Here is a 22,530-nt window from a genome sequence, read left to right as displayed (position 1 = left end):
CCGTCGTTCAGATGAGGGACGCTCGAAATACTGCGCCGCGGATCAGCTGAGCGCGGGTTTCAGGTGCGAACCGGGCGCCGCACTGCCGGGCAGCAGCCCTCGACGCACGCGGCGCCGTCGACGCTGACGCCGAGCCCGCTGGACCTGCCCGCATCCGCATCGTCGACGAGGTCGGCGACCATCGCCGCGAACCGCGGATCGTGGATCGGGGTCGCGGCGCGGGCGAAGGGCATGCCCAACTCCCCCGCGAGATCGCGCGCCTCGGTGTCGAGGTCCCAGATCACCTCGAGGTGGTCGGAGATGAAGCCGATGGGCACGACCGCGACGCCGGGCACCCGCTCGTCCCACAGCGCCTGGATGTGGTCGCAGATGTCGGGCTCGAGCCACGGCACCTGCGGCGGGCCGGAACGGGACTGCCAGACCACGTCGTGATCCATCCCCAGCCGGGCGGCGACGTTCGCGGCCGCGTCCCGGACCTGTCGCGAGTAGAGGTTGGACACCCCGGGCGGGCCCGCGTTCACGTCCGCGGCCTCCGGGATCGAGTGCGCCGTGAACACCAGGCGCGAGCCGAAGGGCACCGTCGCCAGGGCGGCCTGCGCCGCGTCGGCGAAGCAGTCCAGGAACAGCTCGTGATCGTGGAACTGCGGCAGCTTGGTCAGCCGCGGCGCGCCGGGTCCCACGGCCGCGAGGGCGCGGGCGATGTCCTCGTCGTACTGCCGGCAACCCGAGAAGCCGCCCCAGGCGGAGGTGGCGAAGACGAGCGCGTCGCGCACGCCGTCGTCCTTCATCCGCCGCACGGTGTCCTCGACCATCGGATGCCAGTTCCGATTCCCGAAGTAGACCGGCAGCGCCCGGCCCCGGCGGTCGAACTCCTCCGATACGGCCGCGATCAGCGCACGGTTCTGCTCGTTGATCGGCGAGACGCCGCCGAACCGCTGGTAGTGCTGTTCGACGGCGTCCAGGCGCTCGGGTGGTACGCCACGACCACGCACGACGTTCTCGAGGAACGGCCGTACGTGGTCGGGGTGCTCGGGCCCACCGAAGGAGAGCACGAGCAGCGCATCGTGGGTCACGACTGCGCGTTGATCATTTCCTCGGGGAACCAGGTGTTGTGGCTGGCGCCGCCGTCGACGTAGACGATGGAGCCGGTGGTGCCGGGCAGCCAATCCGAGAGCAGCGCGCAGATGCTCTTGCCCACGACCTCCGGGTCGTCGACGTTCCAGCCGATGGGCGAGGCGCCGTCCCAGTACTGATTGAGCATGTTGAGCTTCTTGGCGTCGTCGGTCGCGGTGCCCGAGATCGCCTTGGCGGCCAGGGTCTTGATCGGGCCGGCGGCCACCAGGTTGGAGCGGATCTTCTTGGCGTAGCCGACCTCACGGGCGACGTAGCGGTTGACCGACTCGAGGGCGGCCTTCTGCACGCCCATCCAGTTGTAGTCGGGCATCGCGGTGCGGGGATCGAAGTCCATGCCCACGATGGAGCCGCCCTCGTTCATGACGGGCAGCACGGCGCGGGCCAGCGAGGCGTAGCTCCACGCGGAGATCTCGAAGGACTTCGCCACGTCGGGGCCGGGGCCCTCGAGGAAGGGCACGGCGTCGGGACCCATGAGGGTGCGGGGCGCGAAGGCGATGGAGTGCAGCACGCCGTCGATGCCCTCGGGCGCGAGCTCGCGGACCTTGTCGGCCAGCGTGCCGAGGTACTCCTCGTCGGTGATGTCGAGCGGGATCGCCGGCGGCACCTCCTGCGGGAGACGCTTGGCGATGCGGTCGATCAGGCGGAGCCGGTCCGGGATGCCGGTGATGATCACCTTGGCGCCCTGCTCCTGGGCCACCTTGGCGGCCGAGAAGGCGATGGAGGCATCGGTGATGATGCCGGTGATGAGGATGGTCTTGCCTTCGAGCAGTCCGGTCACGGACGTGCCTCCTTCAGTGTGTTCGTGCTGCGTGGCTGGTTCGACGGTGCGCGGTCGCGCCTAGTGGCCTGTTGTCTCGGGCCTAGTGGCCCATGCCCAGGCCGCCGTCGACGTTGATGACGTTGCCGGTGACGTAGGAGGAGTCGTCCGAGGCGAGGAACGAGACCACCGCGGCGACCTCCTCGGGCTGGCCGATCCGCTTCGCGGGGATGCCCTGCTTGATCAGCGGCTCGGTCATGTCCGACGGGAGCTCGCGGGTCATGTCGGTGTCGATGAGGCCCGGCGCGATCACGTTGGCCGTGATGTTGCGCGAGCCCATCTCGCGGGTGACGGAGCGGGCGAGGCCGACGACGCCGGCCTTCGACGAGGCGTAATTGGCCTGGCCGCCGGTGCCGGCGAGGCCGACGACCGAGCCGAGGTAGATGAACCGGCCCCAGCGGTTCTTCAGCATGTCGCGCGTGGCGGCCTTGGTGACGCGGAAGGCGCCGGTGAGGTTGGCGTTGATGACCTTCTCGAAGCTCTCGACGCTCATGCGCATGACCAGCGTGTCGTCGGTGATGCCGGCGTTGGAGACGACCACCTCGACGGGGCCCTGGTGCTCGGCGACCGTCTTGAAGGCGGCGTCGACGGACTCGGTGTCGGTGACGTCGCACTGCACGCCGAACAGGCCCTCGGGGGCGCCGGAGCCGCGGTGCGTCACCGCGACCTTGTGGCCGTCGGCGGCGAGGCGCTGCGCGATCGCGAGGCCGATACCGCGGTTGCCGCCCGTGACGAGGACGGACCGGGGCGTGAATTCAGAAGTCGACATGGGTGACAACGTATCAATCACGCTCGCGACCCGGGAAATCTCCGGGCACGCGAGTCGTCGCGGGTGTGCGTTCCGCGGGCACCGAGGTCACGGCAGACGCCGGTTGAACAGCACTGCGCCCGCGGCGCCGAGCACCAGCAGGCCCGTGCCCCACAGCACCCAGATCCGCGAGTTGTCACCCTTCTGCATCTCCCACCCGATCTCGTCGCGCAGGGTGCCGTAGGCCTCATTGAGGTCGCTCAGCGAGGACGCCGAGAAGAAGTTGCCCCCGGAGAGCTCGGCGATCTTCCGGAGCGAGTCGTCGTCGACGGGGACGGGGATGTTCTGTCCCTCGATGTCGACGGTGCCGTTCGGCGTGCCGAAGGAGATGGTGGAGATGGGGATCCCCTCCTCCTTGGCCTTGCGGGCGGCGGTGAAACCGCCGCGCGGGTCGTCGAGGTCGGTGGGCACCGTCTGCTTGCCGTCGGACTCGAGGATGATCCGGGCGGGCGGCGCGGCGTCCTTGCCGCCCAGCACGTCCCGGATGTTCTTGATCGACTGGATCGCCGCGTAGATGCCCTCGCCCGTCGCGGTGCGCTGGGCCAGGTCGAGGTGATCGATCGCGTTCGTCGCGAGCGAGCGGTCCGGGGTCGGCGAGACGAGCAGCTGCGCGGTGCCGGCGTAGGAGACGATCCCGAGGTTCATGCCCTGCGGCAGCTCGCCGACGAACTTCTTCGCCGCCTCCTTGGCAGCGTCGAGGCGGTTGGGGCTGACATCGGTGGCCTTCATCGACAGGGAGACGTCGACGACGAGCACGACAGTGGCCTTGCTCCGCGGCACCTTGCGCATCGCCTGCGGCCCGGACAGCGCGATCATGAGCAGGATCAGGCCGATGCTCAGCAGCGCGATGGGCACGTGCCGCCACCGGTTGGGCCCGGGCGGGGCCACGGAGTCGAGCACCGACATGTTCGCGAACTTCAGCGCGCGCTTGCTGCGCCGCCGCTCGTTGTAGACGTACCCCGCCAGGATGGCGAGCACGACGAGGATGCCGAGCAGCCAGATCGGGGTGGCGAGCGAGGTCAATCCGCCCATGTCAGGAAGCACCAGCCAATCCACGTCGACGTGCGGCGACGAACCGCACGATGTCGGCGAGCCAGTCGCGGTCGGTGCGCAGTTCGAGGACGGGCGCGCCGACGCCGCGCAGGGTGCGCGCCACCTGCTTGCGGTGCTCCTGCGCCGCCGCGGCGAACCGCTGCTGCAGCTCGGGGGTCACGGTCAGTTCGCGCACGGCGCCGGACTCGGCGTCGCGGAGCGCGATCTCGCCGACCGCCGGGAGCTCGACGTCGCGCGGATCGAGGACCTCCACGGCGAGCACCTCGTGCCGCGCGGCGATGCCGCGGAGCTCGCGGACGTAGTCCACGTCGCCGAGGAAGTCGCTGATCACCACGACGAGGCCGCGGGGCTGTTCGGGCCGGCGCAGGGCGTCGAGCGCGATGCGCAGGTCGCCGCGGGTGCCCTCGACGGCGCGGGGCGCGGTGGCGATGGCCTTGAGCACCTTCTGCCGCTGCGCGCGGCCGGACTTGGGCTGCACGCGCACCAGCTGCGCGCCGTTGGTGACGAGGCAGCCGACGCGGTTCGCGGCGCCGCTCACCAGGTGCACGACGGCGGCGGACGCGGCGACGGCGAGGTCGCGCTTCGTGCCGCCCGTGGAACCGAAGTCCATCGACGCGGACAGGTCGACCACGATCCAGGTCTGCAGCTCGCGGTCGGCGATCATCTGCCGCACGTGCGGGTGCGTCGTGCGGGCGGTGACCGACCAGTCCATGAGGCGGACGTCGTCGCCGGGCGTGTACGGGCGCGACTCCCCCGGCTCGGAGCCCGGTCCGGGGAGCAGTCCCTGGTGATCGCCCTTGAGGACGCCGTCGAGCCGGCGGCGCACCAGCAGTTCGAGCATCTTCAGGGACGCCTGCATGCGGGTCTCGTCGACCTCGCCGCCGGCGAAGCTCGGGAGCGGGCTGTGCCGGGGCCCGGGACCGGGAGGCGTGCCGGGGGGTGTGGCCGGCATCGTCAGCCCTGCGGCTGCTGCGCGGGCACGTACTGCTGCGGGGCGGGCGCCGGCGGCGCGGCCTGCTGCGGGACGGGCTGCCCGACGACCTGCGGCAGCGCGACGGTCTGCAGCACGCGGTTGATCGCCTGGTCGGCGGTCACCTCGTCGGCGAGGGCGTCGTAGCTCATGACGAGGCGATGGCGCAGCACGTCCGGGATGATCTCGACGACGTCCTGGGGGACGACGTAGTCGCGGCCGCGGAGCAGCGCGAGGGCGCGGGCGGCGGCGACGATGCCGAGGGTGGCGCGGGGCGAGGCGCCGTACGTGATCCAGGAGGCCACGTCGTCGAGGCCGAACTCGCGCGGGGTGCGGGTCGCGGCGATGACGCGGACGACGTAGTCGACGAGCGCGTGGTGGACGAAGACCTCGCTCGCGGCGCGCTGGAGGCGGATCACGGTGCTCGGGTCGAGCACCTGCGAGGGCACGGGCGGGATGGTGCCCATGCGGTAGACGATCTCCCGCTCCTCCTCGATGGAGGGGTAGCCGACGACGACCTTGAACAGGAAGCGGTCACGCTGGGCCTCGGGCAGGGGGTAGACGCCCTCGTTCTCGATGGGGTTCTGCGTCGCGAGCACGAGGAAGGGATCGGGCATCGGGTAGGTCTTGCCGCCGATGGAGACCTTGCGCTCGGCCATGACCTCGAGCAGCGCGGACTGGACCTTCGCGGGGGCGCGGTTGATCTCGTCGGCGAGCAGGAAGTTCGCGGAGACCGGTCCGATCTCGGTGTCGAACTGCTCCTTGCCCTGCCGGTAGATGCGGGTACCGACGAGGTCGGAGGGGACCAGGTCCGGCGTGAACTGGATGCGGGAGAACGAGCCGCCGACGACGGTGGCGAAGGTCTCGACCGCGAGGGTCTTGGCGACGCCGGGGACGCCCTCGAGGAGGACGTGGCCCTTGGCGAGCATGCCCACCAGGATCCGCTCGACGAGCTGGTCCTGGCCCACGATCACGCGCTTGACCTCGTAGACCGCCCGCTCCAGCAGCTTGACCTCATCGCTCGACGCGATGTCCTGCCCCTGTGAGTGCGTCACGCAATAGTCCCCTTCGTCGTCGTTCCCCCGGCCCGTGCGGGCCCGTCCGATCCCGGGCCGCGGCGGCCCGTTCCCACGAGCGTACTGAATCGCGCGCGGTCAGCTGTTGATCACGCGGACGCCCTGCGAGAGGAACGTCGAGGCGTCGAAGGGGGCGATCCGCACCGCGCCGCCGGACTGGGGCGACTCGAGGATCTGGTTGTTGCCGAGGTACATCGCCACGTGCTGGGTGCCGCCGGGGCCGCGGAAGACCATGTCGCCGCGCTTGAGCTGGCTGATCGGCACCTTGTTGCCCGTCGTGTACTGGTAGCCCGAGTACTTGGGCAGCGCGATCCCGACCGCGGCGTACATGTAGGCCATCAGGCCCGAGCAGTCGAAGCCGATGCGGTTGAAGTCGCCGTAGCTGTCGGCGACGCCGCCGTCGCGGACGCCCTTGGTCGCGCCCCAGGCGTTACCGCCGCCCCAGGCGTACTGCACGCCGATGACGGACATGCCGCGCTGGATGACGGTCTCGATCATCTGCGCGCCGCTCATGCTCCCGACGCCGGGCACCGCCTGCGAGGCCGGGGCGGTGGGCTGCTGTGCAGCGCCGGACTGGCCGGTGACGGCGCCGAACGGGTTGCTGAACAGCGACGACGCCTGGCCGACGATGCCCTGGGCGAAGGTCCGGGCCGCGGCGAGCGGATCCGCGGTGTCGACGGTGCCGGCCTGCGCAGCGGGGGCCGCCGGGGCGGCCGCCTGCGCCGCCGGAGCGGCGGCCTGGTCGGCGGGCGCGGCGGGGGCCGCGATCTGCTGGGTCTGCTGCTCGTCGACGACGTACTGCGCGTAGATCTTCTGCTGCGCCGCACGGTCCTCGGCGCGCTTGGCCTGCTCGAGGGCGCGCTGTGCCAGCTCGCGCTGGGTGCTGAGCGTGGTCTGCTCCTGCTGCTGCGTCGTCAGGGCGGCGACGGTCTGCGTGATGGAGTCCTCGGCCGTCGTCTTCCGCTCGGCCGCGGCGGCCGTGGCGGCGTCGGCCTGGACCTTGGCCGCGCGGGCGGCGGTACGGGAGGCCTCGGCGCGGGTCTTCGCGGCCCGGAGGTCGCCGAGCGCGACCTTCTGCTTGTCGGCGACGATCCGCAGCGTGGTCGCGCGGTCGACGGCATCGCCCGGGTCGTTCCCGCCGAGCGTGTTCACGAGGGCGCCGGCACTGTTGCCCTGGGCGTACGCGGCACGGACCACCTGGTCGAAGGCGTCCTGGGCGGTCTTGATCTTGGCGTCGGAGTCCGCGACCGCGGTGTCGGAGACCTTGATCGCGCCGGTCGCCGCGGTGGCGGCGTCGCGGGCGGACTGCAGGTCGACGACGGCGCGGTTGACGGACTGCCGCTTCGTCGCGACGTCGCCGCGGAGGTCCGCGATGCGCTGGTCGGTCTGGGCGATGCGGTCGACGAGCGCGGCGACGACGTTGGCGGGATTCGCGTCGGGGCCGTTGGGCTCGGCGAAGACCGATCCCGCGCCTGCGACGGAGCCGGCCACCAGCGAACCGGTGGCGACTGCCGCGAGCAACGACCGCGCAGCGAAATTCGTGGCGGGGTGTGCCGTACGCCTCAAGGTGTCTCCCTCAACTCAAGACTCGTTCAGACCCGATGAGTGCGCATGGGCAACACGCACAACATTGGCTTCAGACGTACCGTACGGCACTTTCACAACAATAGAAAACAAGATTCACAAATTACACAGGTGTGAGTACCGAAAGATCCGCGCTGACCTGCACGGATCATCGTCCGTCGAATGGCATTCGAATCGGACAGGCGCTGCTAATTACACAGCTGGAATTTCGAATGAATGTGCGCTATTCGTTCGATCGAACAGCGGAGCCGCCATTCTCTTCGGTCGTGGGCACCGTCGAGTCGGAGGACTCCGCCCCGACCGTTGCGGCCACCGGCGCGGCCGCGGCACGCCGGGCGGCGTCCACCGCCCGGCTGCGGCGGCGCGTCACCACGCGGGCCCAGCCCGCGAGCGCGGCGACGACCAGCACCAGCCCGACGGTGAAGCCCGTCCACGGGAAGGTCGCGTCGTTCGCGACGGTCGCGAAGTCCTCGGCGGCCTTCGGCGGGTTGTTGAGCGCGAGTCGACCGGTGTAGCCGTCCTGCCCCTTCTCGATCTGGAAGCGCGAGAGCTGGGTCGAGTACCCGGCGACCTGCGACGGCGACATCACGAGGACGGTCAGCGGATGATCGGCATCGGCGTTCATCTGCCGTCCGAGCTCGGTGCCGAGGTCGCGCAGCGAGGTGTCCGGGTTGTAATCGTGCGCCAGGACGACCACCTGGAAGTTCTCGATGCCGTTGGCCCGCGCGTCCTTGACGACCTGCACCAGCTGGGGCACGGAATCGGCGTGAGCGGGGTTGAGCACGGCGACGCCGTCCGTCGCGAGGTCCGCCTGCAGCGCGGACAGATCCACATCGGTCGGAACTTCGGTGAGAATCGGCAGCGGACCCATGGGCCTCACAGTACGACACGCCCGCGGGCGCGCCCGGAACGAGGCACAATGAGCTGCGTCCGGCGAGTTTCAGCCCCGCGGACTCTCACAGGACAAGCGTACTGTATTATCGACTTCAGGCACCGACACAGCCCGTCGGTGCACACCACAAAACGTTGAGTGGAGCTGACGTGAGCAAGAGCATCGATTCCTTCTCGTCGCGCGGCACGCTCGAGGTGGGCGATCAGTCATACGAGATCTTCCGCCTCAGCGCCGTGCCCGGCACCGAGAAGCTGCCCTACGCCTTGAAGGTCCTCGCAGAGAACCTGCTGCGGACCGAGGACGGCGCGAACATCACCACCGATCACATCAACGCCCTGGCGAACTGGGATCCCTCGGCCGAGCCGAGCGTCGAGATCCAGTTCACGCCGGCGCGCGTGATCATGCAGGACTTCACCGGTGTGCCCTGCATCGTGGACCTCGCCACCATGCGCGAGGCCGTCACGGCCCTGGGCGGCGACCCCAACAAGGTCAACCCGCTCTCCCCCGCCGACATGGTCATCGACCACTCGGTCATCCTCGACGTCTTCGGCACCGCCGACGCCCTCGAGCGCAACGTCGACCTGGAGTACCAGCGCAACGGCGAGCGTTACCAGTTCCTCCGCTGGGGCCAGGGCGCGTTCGACGACTTCAAGGTCGTCCCCCCGGGCATGGGCATCGTGCACCAGGTGAACATCGAGTACCTGGCGCCGGTCGTGATGACCCGCAACGGCCAGGCGTACCCCGACACCTGCGTCGGCACCGACTCGCACACCACCATGGAGAACGGCCTGGGCGTCCTGGGCTGGGGCGTCGGCGGCATCGAGGCCGAGGCGGCCATGCTGGGCCAGCCGGTCTCCATGCTCATCCCCCGCGTCGTGGGCTTCAAGCTCACCGGTGAGATCAAGCCGGGCGTCACCGCGACCGACGTGGTGCTCACCGTGACGGACATGCTGCGTCAGCACGGCGTCGTCGGCAAGTTCGTCGAGTTCTACGGCAAGGGCGTCGCCGAGGTGCCGCTCGCCAACCGCGCCACCCTGGGCAACATGAGCCCCGAGTTCGGCTCCACCGCCGCGATCTTCCCGATCGACGGCGAGACCATCAACTACCTGCGCCTGACCGGCCGCACCGACGAGCAGCTCGCGCTCGTCGAGGCGTACGCCAAGGAGCAGGGCATGTGGCACGACGCCGATCACGAGCCCGCCTACTCCGAGTACCTCGAGCTGGACCTCGGCACCGTCGTGCCGTCGATCGCCGGCCCGAAGCGCCCGCAGGACCGCATCCTCCTGTCGGAGTCGAAGACCGCCTTCCGCAAGGACATCCACAACTACGTGGAGGAGCAGCACCCGGCCGCGCACACGCAGCTGGACGAGGCCGTCGAGGAGTCCTTCCCGGCCTCCGATCCGGCCGCGCTGTCCTTCGCGGATGACGGTGCCGTCAACGTGCAGTCCGCCGCCAACGGCGCCGAGGGCCGCCCGTCCAAGCCGGTCACCGTGACCGGTGAGCGCGGCACCTTCATCCTCGACCACGGCGCCGTCGCGGTCGCGGGAATCACGTCCTGCACCAACACGTCGAACCCGTCGGTCATGCTCGGCGCGGCGCTGCTCGCGCGCAACGCCGTCGAGAAGGGCCTGACCACCAAGCCCTGGGTCAAGACCAACATGGCCCCCGGCTCGCAGGTCGTCACCGACTACTACGAGAAGGCCGGCCTGTGGCCGTACCTCGAGAAGCTCGGCTACTACCTGGGCGGCTACGGCTGCACCACGTGCATCGGCAACACCGGCCCGCTGCCCGACGAGATCAGCAAGGCCGTCAACGACGAGGACCTGACCGTGGTCGCGGTGCTCTCGGGCAACCGCAACTTCGAGGGCCGCATCTCCCCCGACGTGAAGATGAACTACCTGGCCTCGCCGCCGCTGGTCATCGCCTACGGCCTCGCGGGCACGATGGACTTCGATTTCGAGACCGACTCGCTGGGCAAGGACCACGACGGCAACGACGTCTTCCTCAAGGACATCTGGCCGTCGGCGCAGGAGATCGACGACACGATCAAGAACGCCATCAACCAGGACATGTTCCGCAAGTCCTACTCCACGGTCTTCGCGGGCGATCACCGCTGGCAGAACCTGGACACCCCCGAGGGCGACACGTTCGCCTGGGACGAGAACTCGACGTACGTCCGCAAGGCGCCGTACTTCGACGGCATGACGATGGAGCCGTCGCCGGTCACCGACATCGCGGGCGCCCGCGTCATGGCGCTGCTGGGCGATTCGGTCACCACCGACCACATCAGCCCGGCCGGCCCGATCAAGCCCGGCACCCCGGCCGCGCAGTACCTCGACTCCCACGGCGTGGCCCGCAAGGACTACAACTCGCTGGGTTCGCGGCGCGGTAACCACGAGGTGATGATCCGCGGCACGTTCGCGAACATCCGCCTGCAGAACCGTGTGCTCGACACCATCGGGCTCGAGGGCACGCAGGGCGGCTACACCCGCGACTTCACCCAGGAGGGCGGCCCGCAGTCGTTCATCTACGACGCGTGCCAGAACTACCAGGCCGCCGGCGTCCCGCTGGTCGTCCTGGGCGGCAAGGAGTACGGCTCCGGTTCGTCGCGCGACTGGGCGGCCAAGGGCACCAGCCTCCTGGGCGTCAAGGCCGTCATCGTCGAGTCCTTCGAGCGCATCCACCGGTCGAACCTGATCGGCATGGGCGTCGTCCCGCTGCAGTTCCCCAAGGGCGAGTCCTGGAAGACCCTGGGCCTCGACGGCACGGAGACCTTCGACATCGCGGGCATCACGGAGCTGAACAACGGCGTCACGCCGAAGACGGTGCACGTGACCGCGACGAAGACGGACGGCACGAAGGTGGAGTTCGACGCGGACGTCCGCATCGACACCCCCGGTGAGGCGGACTACTACCGCAACGGAGGCATCCTGCAGTACGTGCTGCGGAACATGGTCAAGAGCTGATCGCTTCAGTCTCGACCAGTGACGGCGGGTCCGGCCCCAGCGGCCGGGCCCGCCGTCCGCGTAGTGGACAAACGAGTAACCGTCCCCGTTCGATCAGGAGCATCCACATGCCCAAGGTGAGCGATGATCACCTCGCCGCGCGGCGCCGCCAGATCCTCGACGGTGCGCGGACCTGCTTCGCCGAGTACGGCTACGACGGGGCCACCGTCCGCCGGCTCGAGGCCGCCACAGACCTCTCGCGCGGCGCGATCTTCCACCACTTCCGCGACAAGGACGCGCTGTTCCTGGCGCTCGCCCGCGAGGACGCCGAGCGGATGGCCGACATCGCCGCGGAAGAGGGCCTCGTGCAGGTCATGCGCGACATGCTCAGCCATCCGGAGCGCTTCGACTGGCTGGGCACCCGGCTGGAGATCGCGCGCCGGCTGAAGAACGACGGCGACTTCCGCGCCGAGTGGACCGAGCGCAGCGCCGAGCTCACCGAGGCCACGCTGCGCCGCCTGGAGCGGCAGAAGCAGCGCGGCCGGCTGCGCGACGACCTGCCGACCGACGTCATCCTCAGCTACCTCGACCTCGTGCTCGACGGGCTAGTCACCCACCTCGCCTCGGGCCGGCCGACGGCGGGCCTCGAGGCGGTGCTCGACCTGGTCGAGGAGAGCGTGCGGCGTCCCTAGCGCTTCGTCAGCGCCGGGACGAGGGTCGCGATGCCCAACCCGAGCATCGCGATGCCCGCGAGCAGGGTCAGGTAGAGGCCGATGCCGGCCGAGACGTCGACCATCGACGAGTACGTCGACGTCAGCTTCACGACGTTCGCGAGGTCGTAGCCGGCGAGGCCGGTGATCCCGAGCCCCGCGACGGTCGCGACGATGCCGGAGATCAGCCGCAGCGGTACTCCCGTCGTGGTGACGACCGCCGCCGCGACCGCGACGCCGCCGGCGATGAGCGCCGCGAACAGCGTGATCCAGCCGTCGCTACCGTCGATCCCCGACGCCGAGCTCGTGATCGACGTGCCGCCGATCTTCGCCGACGCGCTGGCCCACGGCAGGAAGGCACCCAGGATCACGAGCGCGCCGGCGCCGGCGATCAGGAACTGCAGGATCGTGCCGACGCCACCGCTCGCCGACGGTGCCGGACCGCCCGGCCCCGCCGGGCCCGGTGCACCGAACTGCCCCGGCTGCTGCCCGTAGGGCCCGGGTTGGCCGGCGTACTGACCCGGCCCAACGAACTGCTGCTGCCCGTACTGGGGCTGCCCCGACTGCGGGTACTGCGGCTGTCCCGGCCGACCGTACGCCGGCTGTCCCGGCGGAGGCTGCGGGGCGCCCCACGGCTGCCCGGGCTGCTGCGGCGGGCCGCCGTACGGAGCGCCCTGCTGCGGGGGCCGGCCCTGGTGCGGCGGCACCTGCCCGCCGCCCTGGGGGTAGGGACCGCCCTGCTGGTATCCGCCCTGGTTGTAGGTCATGCGGGGAGCGTAGCCCCGTCGGCCTTGCGATCCGGTTGCCGACGCCCAAACGTGATCTTCGGTGCGGCTCAGCGCCCTTCGGGCGGGGTCGCGTAGAGGAAGACCGCGCCGCCCGGATCCTTGGCCGATCCCATGGTGGCCCAGGGCGTCACCTCCGCCGCGCGGAGGAGCTCGCCACCCGCGGCCACGATGCGCTGCTCGGCGGCGGCGGTGTCCTCGACCGTCAGGTACACCTGCCAGAACGACGGCATGCCCTCGCCGAAGACGCCCGAGTCGAAGAGCGGCGCCGCGTCCATGATTCCCGCGACCGCGTCCCGCTGCGCGCCCGTACCGGTGAAGACCTGGCTGTAGCGGTCCGGGCCGAAAGAGCCCTCCTGCCCCCCGCTGCCGATCTCCTCCGACTCCCAGCCGAAGACGTCTCGGTAGAAGGCCCTGGTCGCGTCGTAGCTGCGGCTCATGCAGTCGAACCAGTACGGGGTACCGGGCACGCCGCGCTCGACGAAGCCCTCGTGCTTCCCCGGCTCCCAGATGCCGATGGCCGCGCCGACCGGGTCGATGACGAAGGCGAAGCGCCCCAGGTCGGCCACCGGCACGACCGGGACCACGAGCGAGGCGCCCGCGTCCGTGGCCGCGCGCAGCGACGCCTTCGCGTCCTCCACCCGCAGGTAGGTCGACCAGACGTCGCCGGGGCCACCACCACCGTCGGGCGGCGACATGACTCCGGCGACGCGGTTCCCGTTCACCCGGAAGTTGCGGTACCCGCCGAAGTCGTCGTTGGCGGGCTCCGCCTCCCAACCGAAGACGGCGCCGTAGAACTCGACGGCCTGCTCGACGTCGGAGGTCATGAGGTCGATCCACACGGGTGCGCCCAGCGGGGCGTGGTACGCGGTCATGGCGACAACGGTGGCACACCGGGCCGACAAGTTTCCAGATTTCGATCGACACGGCGCTGACGATCGCTGAATCGGCCTGCGCCGCCGATTGCCGTGAGCGGGTGTCGAACCCGCCCACGGCACCGTCGGGCTAGAGGTTGGCGACGCCGCGTGCGTCCCGGTAGACGCCCGCCACGCCACTCGCGGACATCGGCCCGGACTGGATCTTCGCGTCGGAGGCGACGACGGCCTGCAGCGTGATGCCGGCGACGAGGAAGTCGGCGACCGAACGCCGGGTGTGGTCGGCGGAGGTGACGAGCACCGCGCCGTTGCCGAAGCCGTTCTGCCGCATGAGGACCGCCGTGTTGATGGCGTTGCCTTGGGTCGAGCCCGCCTTCTCCTCGGTGTAGATGCGGGTGCCGGAGACGCCCTGCGCGAGCAGCCACTCCTTCATCGCCGCGGCCTCGGTCTTGCCGGCCTTGGGCGCGCCGCCGGTCACGACGATCGGGAATGCGGGGTACGCCTGCGCGACCGCGAGCCCCTTGGTCAGCCGCTCGACGAGGATCGGCCGCATCGCACCGTTGTTCTCCAGGCCGAAGCCGAGGATGACGATCGCGGTGCCGGGCGCGACGCCGCCGGGCACCTGGTCGGTGAGCGGGAAGGTCAGCGCCTTGTTGACGTTCGTCATCAGGGCCACGACCTTCTGCGCCTGGTCGACCGGCATCTGATTGATGGCGGCCTGCGCGCCCGCGGTGTCGCCCGCGGCCTGGCGGTCGATCGCCTGGTTGGTCAGGGACGTCGACGACGTGGTGGTCGACGGTGCCGCCCCCGCCGTCCCCGTCGCCAGGGTGGCGGCGACCGCAACGGCGGCCGTCAGCGAAACGATCGAGCGGAAGAAACCAGAGACACGCATGTTGCCCTCCGTGACAAATGAGTCTATCGGTGGAAAACTACACCACTGAGTCGTGTGTTGCACACGTGAATGATGATTCGTACCCGACACCACGTCCGGGGCACGCCGAGAGCACCCGAGAGCCTCGGTGGATTCCTGCGGTCGACGAGCGGCGTGTCGTCGCCGACACGCACCGAAAGTGCTGGTCCGTCCGCCCCTACGAGGAGGCGGGCAGCGCGATCCCCAGCTCGCGGAACACCGCACGGGCGCGGTCCGGGTAGTCGGTGATCAGCCCGTCCGCGCCGTCCCGCAGCAGCGCCCGCATCGTCGCGGGATCGTTGACCGTCCACGGGATGACCTTCAGGCCCAGGCCGTGCGCCCGTCGGATCAGCTCCGGCTTTGTGAAGCGCACGAAGTCCGCGTCGCCGACGCCGCCGTCCTGCGGATCGCCCTGCACCGGCGAGACGGCGGTCAGTCCGGGGATGGTCGCCTTCGCGGCCCGCACCCAGTCGCCGCCGTAGGCGTCCACGTCGAGCCCCAGCCACGGCGACCCGCCCGGCTTCCCCGTCTGCAGGAACTGCTCGCCGTTGGTCAGCGCGATCAGCCCGACGCCCGGGAGCAGCGGCCCGATCTCCCGCAGGGCGGTCCAGTCGAAGCTCTGGATCGTGACCTGCCGGGCGAGGCCGGAGCGCGTGATCTCCCCCGCCACCGCCCGCACGAACTCGCCTCGTGGCGCCGTCTCCGACGGTGCCCCCGCCTCCACCTTCGTCTCGATGTTCATCCGCACCGGCGACCGGCGCGCGCGGACGAGGTCGAAGAGCTCGCGCAACTCGGGGATGCGGGCTCCCGCCACCACGCGCTGCGAGGCGGTGACCTTCTCGTATCCGCAGTTCATCGTCCGGACCTGGGCGTAGGTCAGGTCGCGGACGTACTTGCCGACGTACGGGTACTGCGGGTCGCCGGGCGTCGCCGGCGCGGTGTCCGCGCACTTGCGTGCGTCCACCTTCCGGTCGTGCGTGATCACGACCGTCCGGTCCTTCGTCACCTGCGTGTCCAGTTCCAGCGTGGTCACGCCGAGCCGCATCGCTGCGGAGAAGCCCTCCAGCGTGGACTCCGTCTGCAGGCCGAGCCCGCCCCGGTGCGCCTGCAGGTCGACGGTCCGCGGCGCCGCGCCGGCCGGAGCCGCCCCGACCAGCAGCGCGAGAGACAGAGCGATGATCGTCGGACGCCGCAGGTTCATGAACCGCACGCTAGGCCGCCACGGTGAACCCGACCTGTCCGCGACATGAAGGGCTCCCCGATACACTGGACCGTCGCATACGCAAGGGGAGGTACACGATGGCGCAGTCGGCCGCGCAGCTGTACGCCGCGTTCACGGACAACGCCGACAACGACGTCGCGCTCCGCCTGCTCCGCTCCCCCCACGCCGTCGCCTACCTGGCACTGATGGCGGCGCGGCTGGGCACGGGCCCCGTCGACGCGGAGGAGTTGGGCGACGCGCTCACCGTCGACCTGCAGTCCCTGCAGAGCCACTTCACCGAGCGCGCCCGACCGGTCCCGGCCGGTCCGGACGTCCTGGACCAGTGGGTCAAGCACGGCTTCGTCTCCCGCACCCTCGACGAAGACGACCGCGAGGTCATCCAGCTCACCCGCGGCGCCACGACGGCCCTCGGCCAGGTGCAGGCGGTGTCGCTGGACCGCAACGTCGCCACCGAGACCGCGCTCGAGCTCGTCACGGCCCGCCTGTCGGCGGTCGCGGTCACCGTCAGCGCGGACCCCGACGACCACCTCCGCGCCCTGGACCAGCAGATCGCCGAGCTCACCCAGCGACGCGAGGCCCTGCGCCAGGGCCTCATCCCCGAGTACGACCGCGACAAGGTGGTCGACGACCTCAAGATCGTCAGCTCCCTCGCCGAGCGCATGCCGGCCGACATCCTCGGCTACGGCGAGAAGCTCCGCGAGCACACCCGGGCCCTCCTCACCCACGGCCTGGACGCCTCCGACTCCACGGAAGCCGAGGCCTACGCGAAGACGCTGCAGCGCCTCTTCGACGGCCACGACGAGCTGGCGAACACGCCCGAGGGCAAGGCCTTCGACGCCTTCTACACGCTGCTCTCGGACCACCGCCTGCGCCGCCAGCTCGAGACCTCGGTCGCCTCCGTCGTGCACGAGGTCGAGCTGCCGGACGACCTCAGAGACTCCCTCACCGGCTTCCTCGACCGCATGTGGATGCAGGTCCAGCGCGTGGACGAGATCCGCGGCCAGGTGTATCGCCGCATCAACACCTTCGTCAAGGACGGCGACTTCCTGCAGTACCAGTCGCTGCGCGCCCGCATCACCGAGGCGCAGCGCGCGGCCGTCGACGCCTTCGACACCGTCTCCGCCGGCCGCGACACCGGCCTCGCGGTCCCCATGTCGGCCGTCGACACCAGCTCCGTCGGCGCCCTGCGCTTCCACGACGGCATCGTCACCCTGCCGCCCGAGGTGCGCGAGACCTCCGGTGAGTTCACCATCGACCCCGCCCGCCTCGTCGGCCGCGAGGCGATCGACTGGGACGCACTCGCCTCCGCCATCAACCAGCAGGTCAGCGCGTCCGACGGTGCCGACATCACCGAGATCCTCGCCGCGATCGACGCGCCCCGCGCCGGCGACGTCGTCGGCGTCTGGTCGCTCGGCGCGCGGTACGGCACCGTCGACGAGGACCGCCTGGTCACCGTCGTCGCGCACACGAAACGGGGGCCCCGCGAGATGACGGTGCCGCACATCGCCTTCGCCGCCGCGCTCCCGCCCCTGACCCCCGCCTCGGCCGCGCCCGAGCCCACCACGCTGTTCGAGCAGGAGTGACATGACCGACGAATCGCTCGACGCCGCACTGGACATCGCGGACGACGTGCTCCCCGAGATCGACCTGGCCGACTTCAGCATCGCCGACGACGAGGCGATCAAGTCGCTGCGCGGCGCCGACACCGCGCCCCGCTTCGATGGCGACACCTCCGCGCTGCCGAACTCGGTCTGTTACGCGCTGCAGGAGCTGATCGCGGCGCCGCACGTCTCGTCGCGGTCGAAGAACTGGGCCGTGATCGAGGCCGAGGAGACGCTGCTGCGCAGCAGGCTCTCCGAGCTGAACCTCCTGCTGGAGATCAACCGCGAGACCAAGCACGCCTTCACGCGCCAGGTCAGCGAGAACGACCCGCGGCAGCGGAATCTGCTGCGCGCGCAGAGCCTCTCGCTCGCCGCCTCGGTGCTGGCGCTGTTCCTGCGGCTCAAGCACCTGTCCAGCCCGGACGAGACGGCGGTCGTGGAGCGGCAGGAGATGATCGACCACCTGCTGACCTTCCGACCCGCGCGCGACACCGACGAGGCCGGCTTCGTGAAGAAGGCCGACGCCGCGATCAACCAGCTGGAGACCCGCCGCCTGATCCGCCGCGTCGGCACCAGCGACCGGTGGGCCGTGCACTCGGTGATCGCGTCCCTGCTCACCCCCGAGCAGGTGGACCTCTACACCGCCGCGTACCGCGACCTCGCCAGCACCGATCAGGACCTGGGCGAGGCGGCGGCCCCCGTCGACGACGGCGAGGACGGCACCGTCGAACCGGAGAGCCGGCCGGAGAACGAGACCGAGGAGCAGCAGTGACCCGCAAGCATCTCGGCCAGTACCGCCTCACCCGCCTGCAGGTGGTGAACTGGGGCACCTTCGACGGCTACAAGGACTTCCCGATCGACGAGCGGGGCGTGATCCTCACCGGCCCGTCGGGCTCGGGCAAGAGCTCGCTGATGGACGCGCATTCGGTGGTGCTGCTGCCCACCTACGACCAGTCCTTCAACGCCTCCGCGGACATGACGGCGAAGGGCGCCAAGCGCGCCGCCCGCTCCATGGCGGACTACGTGCGCGGCGCATGGTCGGTCAACGACGACGAGCACCAGCAGTCCAAGGTCCAGTACCTGCGCGGCGATTCGGCCACCTGGTCTGCCGTCGCCGCGACCTACGACAACGGCGCCGGCAACGTGACCACGGCCGTCGCCGTGAAGTGGTTCCCGGGCAGCGGCACCGACGGCGCCTCGCTCAAGTCCTGGTACCAGTTGCATTCGGGCGCCTTCGATCTGCTCGACCTGCAGGAGTGGGCGACCGCCGGCTTCGACACCCGCGGCTGGCGCTCCCGGCACAGCGGCGTCGAGTCCTTCGACACCCAGGCCGCCTATCAGGACGCGCTGCGCCGCCGCGTCGGCATCGGCACCTCCTCGGCCGCGCTCGCGCTGCTCGGTAAGGCCAAGGCCATGAAGAACGTCGGCGACCTCGACGCCTTCATCCGGACGTACATGCTCGACCGGCCGCAGACCTACGCCCGCGCCGAGCGCCTGGTGGAGAACTTCACCCAGCTCGACGAGGCCTACCGGGCCGCCGCGCGCGCCGAGGCGCAGGAGAAGGTGCTGCGGCCGATGCCGGAGGCGTACGAGAAGTACCGCTCCGCCACCGTCGGGACGACCCGCGCGGCCGACCTGCTCGGCGCACCCGTGCGGTCCTACCTGCGCGGGCACAAGCTGCGGCTGCTGCAGGAGCAGATGGACCGGATCGAGGGCGAGCGGGCCGGCACCGACGCGCAGATCGCCCGCTGGGAGGACCGCGCCGAGGAGCGCAAGATCCGCTACAACGACCTGCTGCACCGGCTCCGGCAGGAGCAGGGCGAGGTCGGCGTGCTCGAGGCCGAGCTCCAGTCGCGTGAGCTGCAGACCCAGGCCCGCCAGCGCGCCTACGAACGCTTCGCCGCCGCGGTGGAGAAGCTCGGCGAGCGCGCGCCCGAGTCGGCGGAGGAGTTCGCCGCGCTGCGTGAGCAGGTCCCCGGCATCCGCGACCGCGCGACCGAGGCCGCCGAGGCCCTCGCGGGGCGCGTGCACTCCGCGTACACGGACGAGTCCGACGCGCGCCGCGCCGTCGAGTCCGTGGACGACGAGCTGTCCGTGCTCGACCGCCGCGCCTCGCTGCTGCCGCCCGCGCTGCTGGACCAGCGCGACGTGATCGCCCGCGCCACCGGCGTTCCCGCGGAGGAACTTCCGTACGCGGCGGAGCTGATCGACGTAAGGCCCGCGGAGCAGGCGACCTGGGCGGGCGCCGCCGAGCGCGTGCTGCGCCCGCTGGCCACGACGCTGTTGGTCCCCGCCGAGCACCAGCGCGCCGTCGCCGACTACGTCAACGCCAACCGCGTCCAGGGCGTGCTCACGTACCAGGTGGTCGACGGTGCCGACCCCACCCGCCCGGATCCCGGCTCCCTGGCCGCCAAGCTGACGGTGGACACGTCGACCGAGGCCGGACGATGGCTGTCCGGCGCGGTCGCGCGCGCCGCGCGGCACACCTGCGTGGACTCCCCCGCCGAACTGGAGCGCCACGAGCAGGCCGTCACCGCCGAGGGCCTGGTGAAGAACGCGGGCGGCCGGTTCCGCAAGGACGACCGCCGCGCCGTCGCCGACCGCTCGCAGTGGGTGCTGGGCACCAACACCGGCAGCAAGCGCGAGGCACTGCAGCGCCGCCGCGACGAGCTGGCCGCCGTGCACGCCAAGGCCGCCGAGGCGTCGGCGACACTGCGCGACGACCTCGCCGAGCACAAGGCCGTCACCGACAGCGCCGCCGGCGTGCTGGGCTACACGTCGTGGGCCGAGCTCGACCACTGGGCGGCGAAGGCCGAGGCCGAGGAGCTGGCCGACCGGATCTCCGACGCCCGCTCCGGCAACGCGGACCTCGGGGAGCTGGAGCTGCAGGCCGACAACGCCTACGGCGAGCTGGCCGAGGCGCAGACCCGCATCGGCGCCCTCACCGAGACGATGAACCGCGCCGGCACCGAGTTCGACGATCTGCTCGCCGAGTTCGAGAAGATCGACGCCGAGAGCGCCCCGAAGCTGACGAGCGAAGACGAGGACTTCCTCGCGACCGCCCTGTGGCACCTGCTCACCGCCGACGAGGCGAAGCCCCGGCGGCTCACGCTCGACTCCTTCGGCGAGGTCCGCGCCGACCTCCGCGCGGAGCTGGAGCGCCAGCAGGCCGCCGCGACGGCGGAGCGGGACGCCGCCGAGGCGCGGATCGTCCGCACCGCCGAGCAGTTCCTGCGCGAGTGGCCCGACGCCTCGACGGAGCTGTCCGCCGATGCCGCCTCCGCTCCCGACTTCGTCGCGGTGCACGAGAACCTCGTCGCGCACGGGCTCGCCGCCGCCACGGAGAAGTTCCGCCGGCTCATCACCACCGACGTCAGCCACTCGGTGTCGAACCTGTTCAAGGAGGTCGACGACACCCACCGGGCCATCACCCGCGGCATCGCCGACGTCAACGCGGGCCTGCGCCGGGTGGAGTTCAACGAGGGCACCTACCTGCAGATCGCCTACGCCGCCCGCCCGACGCCGGAGGCGACGGAGTTCGCCAAGCTGGTCGACGAGATGGTGCGCGACGCCCCCGCCGCGAAGCGCGCCGAGCCGGCCGCGATGGCGGCGCAGTTCAAGCGCATCCGCGGCCTGGTGTTGCGCCTGACGGGCGACGACCCCGAGTCGCGCCGCTGGACGGAGAACGTCCTCGACGTGCGCACCGGCTACTCCTTCTACGGCAAGGAGAACGCCGTCGGGGCCGAGCCGGACGCCCCCGCGGTGGTCACCTACCGCAACACCGCCACCAACTCCGGCGGCGAGCAGGAGAAGCTGGTCGCGTTCTGCCTCGCGGCGGCCCTGAGCTTCGCCCTGGGCAGCCACGGCATCGACGGATCGAACGAGCCCGCGTTCGCGCCGCTCATGCTCGACGAGGCCTTCAGCAAGTCGGACGAGCGCTTCTCGGCGCAGTCGCTGCGGGCGTTCGAGCAGTTCGGCTTCCAGCTCCTCATCGCCGCCCCGATCCGCATGGTCGGCATCGTCGAGCCCTTCATCGGGCAGGTGATCCTGGTGGACAAGCAGGTCACGCCCGACGGTGCCCGCTCGGACGCCCGGTACGCGACGTTCGGCGAGCTCGCCCCGTCGCGCTGACCGGTCCGCCGCCCCCCGGCGCGGCTGCGCGGGTCGCGTGCGTCAGTCGGCGGCGCCGGCTCGGTGCGCCCGCGGCGAGCGCCCGAACCGCCGGCTGAAGGCGGTGCTGAACGCGCTCGCCGAGCCGTAACCCACCGAGTCGGCGATGAACGCGATCCCGCGAGCGGCCCACCGCGGATCGGTGAGCCGGTCCCGGGCCAGATCGAGCCGCTCGCCGCGCACGGCGTCGGAGAAGGTCTCGCCGGTGCGGGAGAGCACCGCCTGGATGTGCCGCGCCGACCAGCCGACGGCAGCCGCGACGCCCGCCAGGCTCAGGTCCGGCTCGGTGGCGTGGGCGCGCACGTGCCGGAGCACCGCGGCCCGGACGTCGTCGTCGGCGGCGCCGGCACCGTCGGCCTCCCCGCTGGCGGCGAGGCAGAACAGGTCCACGGCGCGGTCGCAGGCGGCGTCGAACTCCGCCGCCGTGAGCTGCTCCCGCTCGTCGATGAGCGCCGCCGCGAGGTCCCGGGTGACCCGGCCCAGCCCGCGGCCGCCGCGCAGCCGCACGCCCTCCTTGGCGACCGAGCCGAGCGTCCGCGAGACCCGGTGCTCGGGGATGAGCAGGGCCAGCGCGGAGGCGTCGTCCTCGTGCGCGAGCACGAACGGCGAATCGATCGAGACGAGCACCATCTCGCCCGGCATCAGCGCGCTCTCGGTGACGTCGCCGCCCACGTGCAGCGCGCCCTTCAGGGGCATGAACAGCTCGTAATGGCCGCGCGGGTCGTTGCGGATGCCGCGGGCGTCGCGGCGCACGTGCTCGCGCTGGCTGGTCCAGGAGACCAGTTGGTACTCCTCGGTGCGCTGGCGCAGCACGTCGCCGCGGTAGCCGTCGCCGTCGAAGGAGATGTCGAACTCGCCGTGGACGCCGCTGCACCAATCCCGCCACGCTCCGTGCGCGCGGGAACCGGTGAGGCGCCGCTCGGACCCGGTGACCAGGCCGTCGATCGTGTACGGCACGCCCTGCTCCTCCCCTCCCGC

The 22,530-nt window shown here is 71.1% G+C and carries 18 protein-coding genes; 5 read left to right on the top strand and 13 right to left on the bottom strand.

What is annotated here, in order from left to right; all coding sequences use genetic code 11:
• Nucleotides 1–59: 59 nt before the first annotated feature.
• From LB823_RS02225 to LB823_RS02190, 8 genes are all read right to left on the bottom strand, one after another.
• Nucleotides 60–1,073 carry a ferrochelatase gene (locus LB823_RS02225; protein WP_224645128.1) on the bottom strand — a complete coding sequence of 338 codons (1,014 nt, stop codon included), beginning with the start codon at nt 1,071–1,073 and terminating at the stop codon, nt 60–62.
• Entirely contained in the window at nt 1,070–1,912 is an 843-nt protein-coding gene (inhA, locus tag LB823_RS02220; RefSeq protein WP_168544074.1) for an NADH-dependent enoyl-ACP reductase InhA, read from the bottom strand. The genes LB823_RS02225 and inhA overlap by 4 nt, the downstream gene beginning before the upstream one ends.
• An 82-nt stretch (nt 1,913–1,994) precedes the next feature.
• The gene (gene fabG1, locus LB823_RS02215; protein WP_224645127.1) at nt 1,995–2,720 is read right to left on the bottom strand and encodes a 3-oxoacyl-ACP reductase FabG1; all 726 of its coding nucleotides are present in this window, start codon (nt 2,718–2,720) and stop codon (nt 1,995–1,997) included.
• Nucleotides 2,721–2,807: 87 nt separating this feature from the next.
• Nucleotides 2,808–3,791 (bottom strand): VWA domain-containing protein, encoded by a 984-nt coding sequence (locus LB823_RS02210; protein ID WP_224645196.1) that lies wholly within the window; start codon nt 3,789–3,791, stop codon nt 2,808–2,810.
• Between the two features lies 1 nt (nt 3,792).
• Nucleotides 3,793–4,764 (bottom strand): DUF58 domain-containing protein, encoded by a 972-nt coding sequence (locus LB823_RS02205; RefSeq protein WP_374201262.1) that lies wholly within the window; start codon nt 4,762–4,764, stop codon nt 3,793–3,795.
• A 2-nt stretch (nt 4,765–4,766) separates the two neighbouring features.
• A complete protein-coding gene (locus tag LB823_RS02200) occupies nt 4,767–5,927 on the bottom strand; it encodes a MoxR family ATPase (protein WP_224645194.1) in 1,161 nt (386 codons plus the stop codon).
• A gap of 9 nt (nt 5,928–5,936) precedes the next feature.
• The gene (locus LB823_RS02195; protein WP_224645126.1) at nt 5,937–7,424 is read right to left on the bottom strand and encodes a C40 family peptidase; all 1,488 of its coding nucleotides are present in this window, start codon (nt 7,422–7,424) and stop codon (nt 5,937–5,939) included.
• 241 nt (nt 7,425–7,665) lie between these two features.
• Nucleotides 7,666–8,313 (bottom strand): DUF6676 family protein, encoded by a 648-nt coding sequence (locus LB823_RS02190; protein ID WP_224645125.1) that lies wholly within the window; start codon nt 8,311–8,313, stop codon nt 7,666–7,668.
• Between the two features lie 170 nt (nt 8,314–8,483).
• Between LB823_RS02190 and acnA the strand changes: the two genes are divergently transcribed.
• A complete protein-coding gene (acnA, locus tag LB823_RS02185) occupies nt 8,484–11,300 on the top strand; it encodes an aconitate hydratase AcnA (RefSeq protein ID WP_224645124.1) in 2,817 nt (938 codons plus the stop codon).
• Nucleotides 11,301–11,407: 107 nt separating this feature from the next.
• The gene (locus LB823_RS02180; protein WP_224645123.1) at nt 11,408–11,971 is read left to right on the top strand and encodes a TetR/AcrR family transcriptional regulator; all 564 of its coding nucleotides are present in this window, start codon (nt 11,408–11,410) and stop codon (nt 11,969–11,971) included.
• On the opposite strand, the gene LB823_RS02175 is transcribed toward LB823_RS02180, so the two are convergent.
• From LB823_RS02175 to LB823_RS02160, 4 genes are all read right to left on the bottom strand, one after another.
• Nucleotides 11,968–12,756, bottom strand: a complete 789-nt coding sequence (locus tag LB823_RS02175) for a hypothetical protein (protein WP_224645122.1) — start codon at nt 12,754–12,756, stop codon at nt 11,968–11,970. The two genes, LB823_RS02180 and LB823_RS02175, sit on opposite strands and share 4 nt — an antisense overlap.
• Before the next feature lie 68 nt (nt 12,757–12,824).
• Nucleotides 12,825–13,649 (bottom strand): VOC family protein, encoded by an 825-nt coding sequence (locus tag LB823_RS02170; RefSeq protein ID WP_224645121.1) that lies wholly within the window; start codon nt 13,647–13,649, stop codon nt 12,825–12,827.
• Between the two features lie 130 nt (nt 13,650–13,779).
• A complete protein-coding gene (locus LB823_RS02165; RefSeq protein WP_224645120.1) occupies nt 13,780–14,541 on the bottom strand; it encodes a YdcF family protein in 762 nt (253 codons plus the stop codon).
• 196 nt (nt 14,542–14,737) lie between these two features.
• A complete protein-coding gene (locus tag LB823_RS02160) occupies nt 14,738–15,760 on the bottom strand; it encodes a glycerophosphodiester phosphodiesterase family protein (protein WP_224645119.1) in 1,023 nt (340 codons plus the stop codon).
• A gap of 98 nt (nt 15,761–15,858) precedes the next feature.
• Between LB823_RS02160 and LB823_RS02155 the strand changes: the two genes are divergently transcribed.
• Genes LB823_RS02155 through LB823_RS02145 form a run of 3 tightly spaced genes read left to right on the top strand, consistent with a single transcriptional unit; the run spans nt 15,859 to nt 21,513 of the window.
• Nucleotides 15,859–17,364 carry a DUF3375 domain-containing protein gene (locus LB823_RS02155; RefSeq protein ID WP_224645118.1) on the top strand — a complete coding sequence of 502 codons (1,506 nt, stop codon included), beginning with the start codon at nt 15,859–15,861 and terminating at the stop codon, nt 17,362–17,364.
• A gap of 1 nt (nt 17,365) precedes the next feature.
• Nucleotides 17,366–18,154 carry a DUF4194 domain-containing protein gene (locus LB823_RS02150; protein ID WP_224645117.1) on the top strand — a complete coding sequence of 263 codons (789 nt, stop codon included), beginning with the start codon at nt 17,366–17,368 and terminating at the stop codon, nt 18,152–18,154.
• The gene (locus tag LB823_RS02145) at nt 18,151–21,513 is read left to right on the top strand and encodes an ATP-binding protein (RefSeq protein WP_224645116.1); all 3,363 of its coding nucleotides are present in this window, start codon (nt 18,151–18,153) and stop codon (nt 21,511–21,513) included. The genes LB823_RS02150 and LB823_RS02145 overlap by 4 nt, the downstream gene beginning before the upstream one ends.
• A gap of 42 nt (nt 21,514–21,555) precedes the next feature.
• Here the strand turns inward: LB823_RS02145 and LB823_RS02140 are convergent, their stop codons facing one another.
• Nucleotides 21,556–22,509 (bottom strand): AraC family transcriptional regulator, encoded by a 954-nt coding sequence (locus LB823_RS02140; RefSeq protein WP_224645115.1) that lies wholly within the window; start codon nt 22,507–22,509, stop codon nt 21,556–21,558.
• Between the last annotated feature and the right edge of the window lie 21 nt (nt 22,510–22,530).

Source organism: Tsukamurella sp. M9C, assembly GCF_020169415.1.
In the GTDB taxonomy this organism is placed as follows: Bacteria; Actinomycetota; Actinomycetes; order Mycobacteriales; family Mycobacteriaceae; genus Tsukamurella.
The sequence above is the reverse complement of the archived record's forward strand: the minus strand, read 5'-3'. Positions and strand labels throughout refer to the sequence as shown.

Excerpts from the sequence above, each read along its gene's own strand:
- fabG1 (WP_224645127.1), bottom strand. The coding sequence starts at position 2,720 with ATGTCGACTTCTGAATTCACGCCCCGGTCCGTCCTCGTCACGGGCGGC.
- LB823_RS02210 (WP_224645196.1), bottom strand. The coding sequence starts at position 3,791 with ATGGGCGGATTGACCTCGCTCGCCACCCCGATCTGGCTGCTCGGCATC.
- LB823_RS02205 (WP_374201262.1), bottom strand. The coding sequence starts at position 4,764 with ATGCCGGCCACACCCCCCGGCACGCCTCCCGGTCCCGGGCCCCGGCAC.
- LB823_RS02190 (WP_224645125.1), bottom strand. The coding sequence starts at position 8,313 with ATGGGTCCGCTGCCGATTCTCACCGAAGTTCCGACCGATGTGGATCTG.
- LB823_RS02180 (WP_224645123.1), top strand. The coding sequence starts at position 11,408 with ATGCCCAAGGTGAGCGATGATCACCTCGCCGCGCGGCGCCGCCAGATC.
- LB823_RS02175 (WP_224645122.1), bottom strand. The coding sequence starts at position 12,756 with ATGACCTACAACCAGGGCGGATACCAGCAGGGCGGTCCCTACCCCCAG.
- LB823_RS02170 (WP_224645121.1), bottom strand. The coding sequence starts at position 13,649 with ATGACCGCGTACCACGCCCCGCTGGGCGCACCCGTGTGGATCGACCTC.
- LB823_RS02165 (WP_224645120.1), bottom strand. The coding sequence starts at position 14,541 with ATGCGTGTCTCTGGTTTCTTCCGCTCGATCGTTTCGCTGACGGCCGCC.
- LB823_RS02160 (WP_224645119.1), bottom strand. The coding sequence starts at position 15,760 with ATGAACCTGCGGCGTCCGACGATCATCGCTCTGTCTCTCGCGCTGCTG.
- LB823_RS02155 (WP_224645118.1), top strand. The coding sequence starts at position 15,859 with ATGGCGCAGTCGGCCGCGCAGCTGTACGCCGCGTTCACGGACAACGCC.
- LB823_RS02150 (WP_224645117.1), top strand. The coding sequence starts at position 17,366 with ATGACCGACGAATCGCTCGACGCCGCACTGGACATCGCGGACGACGTG.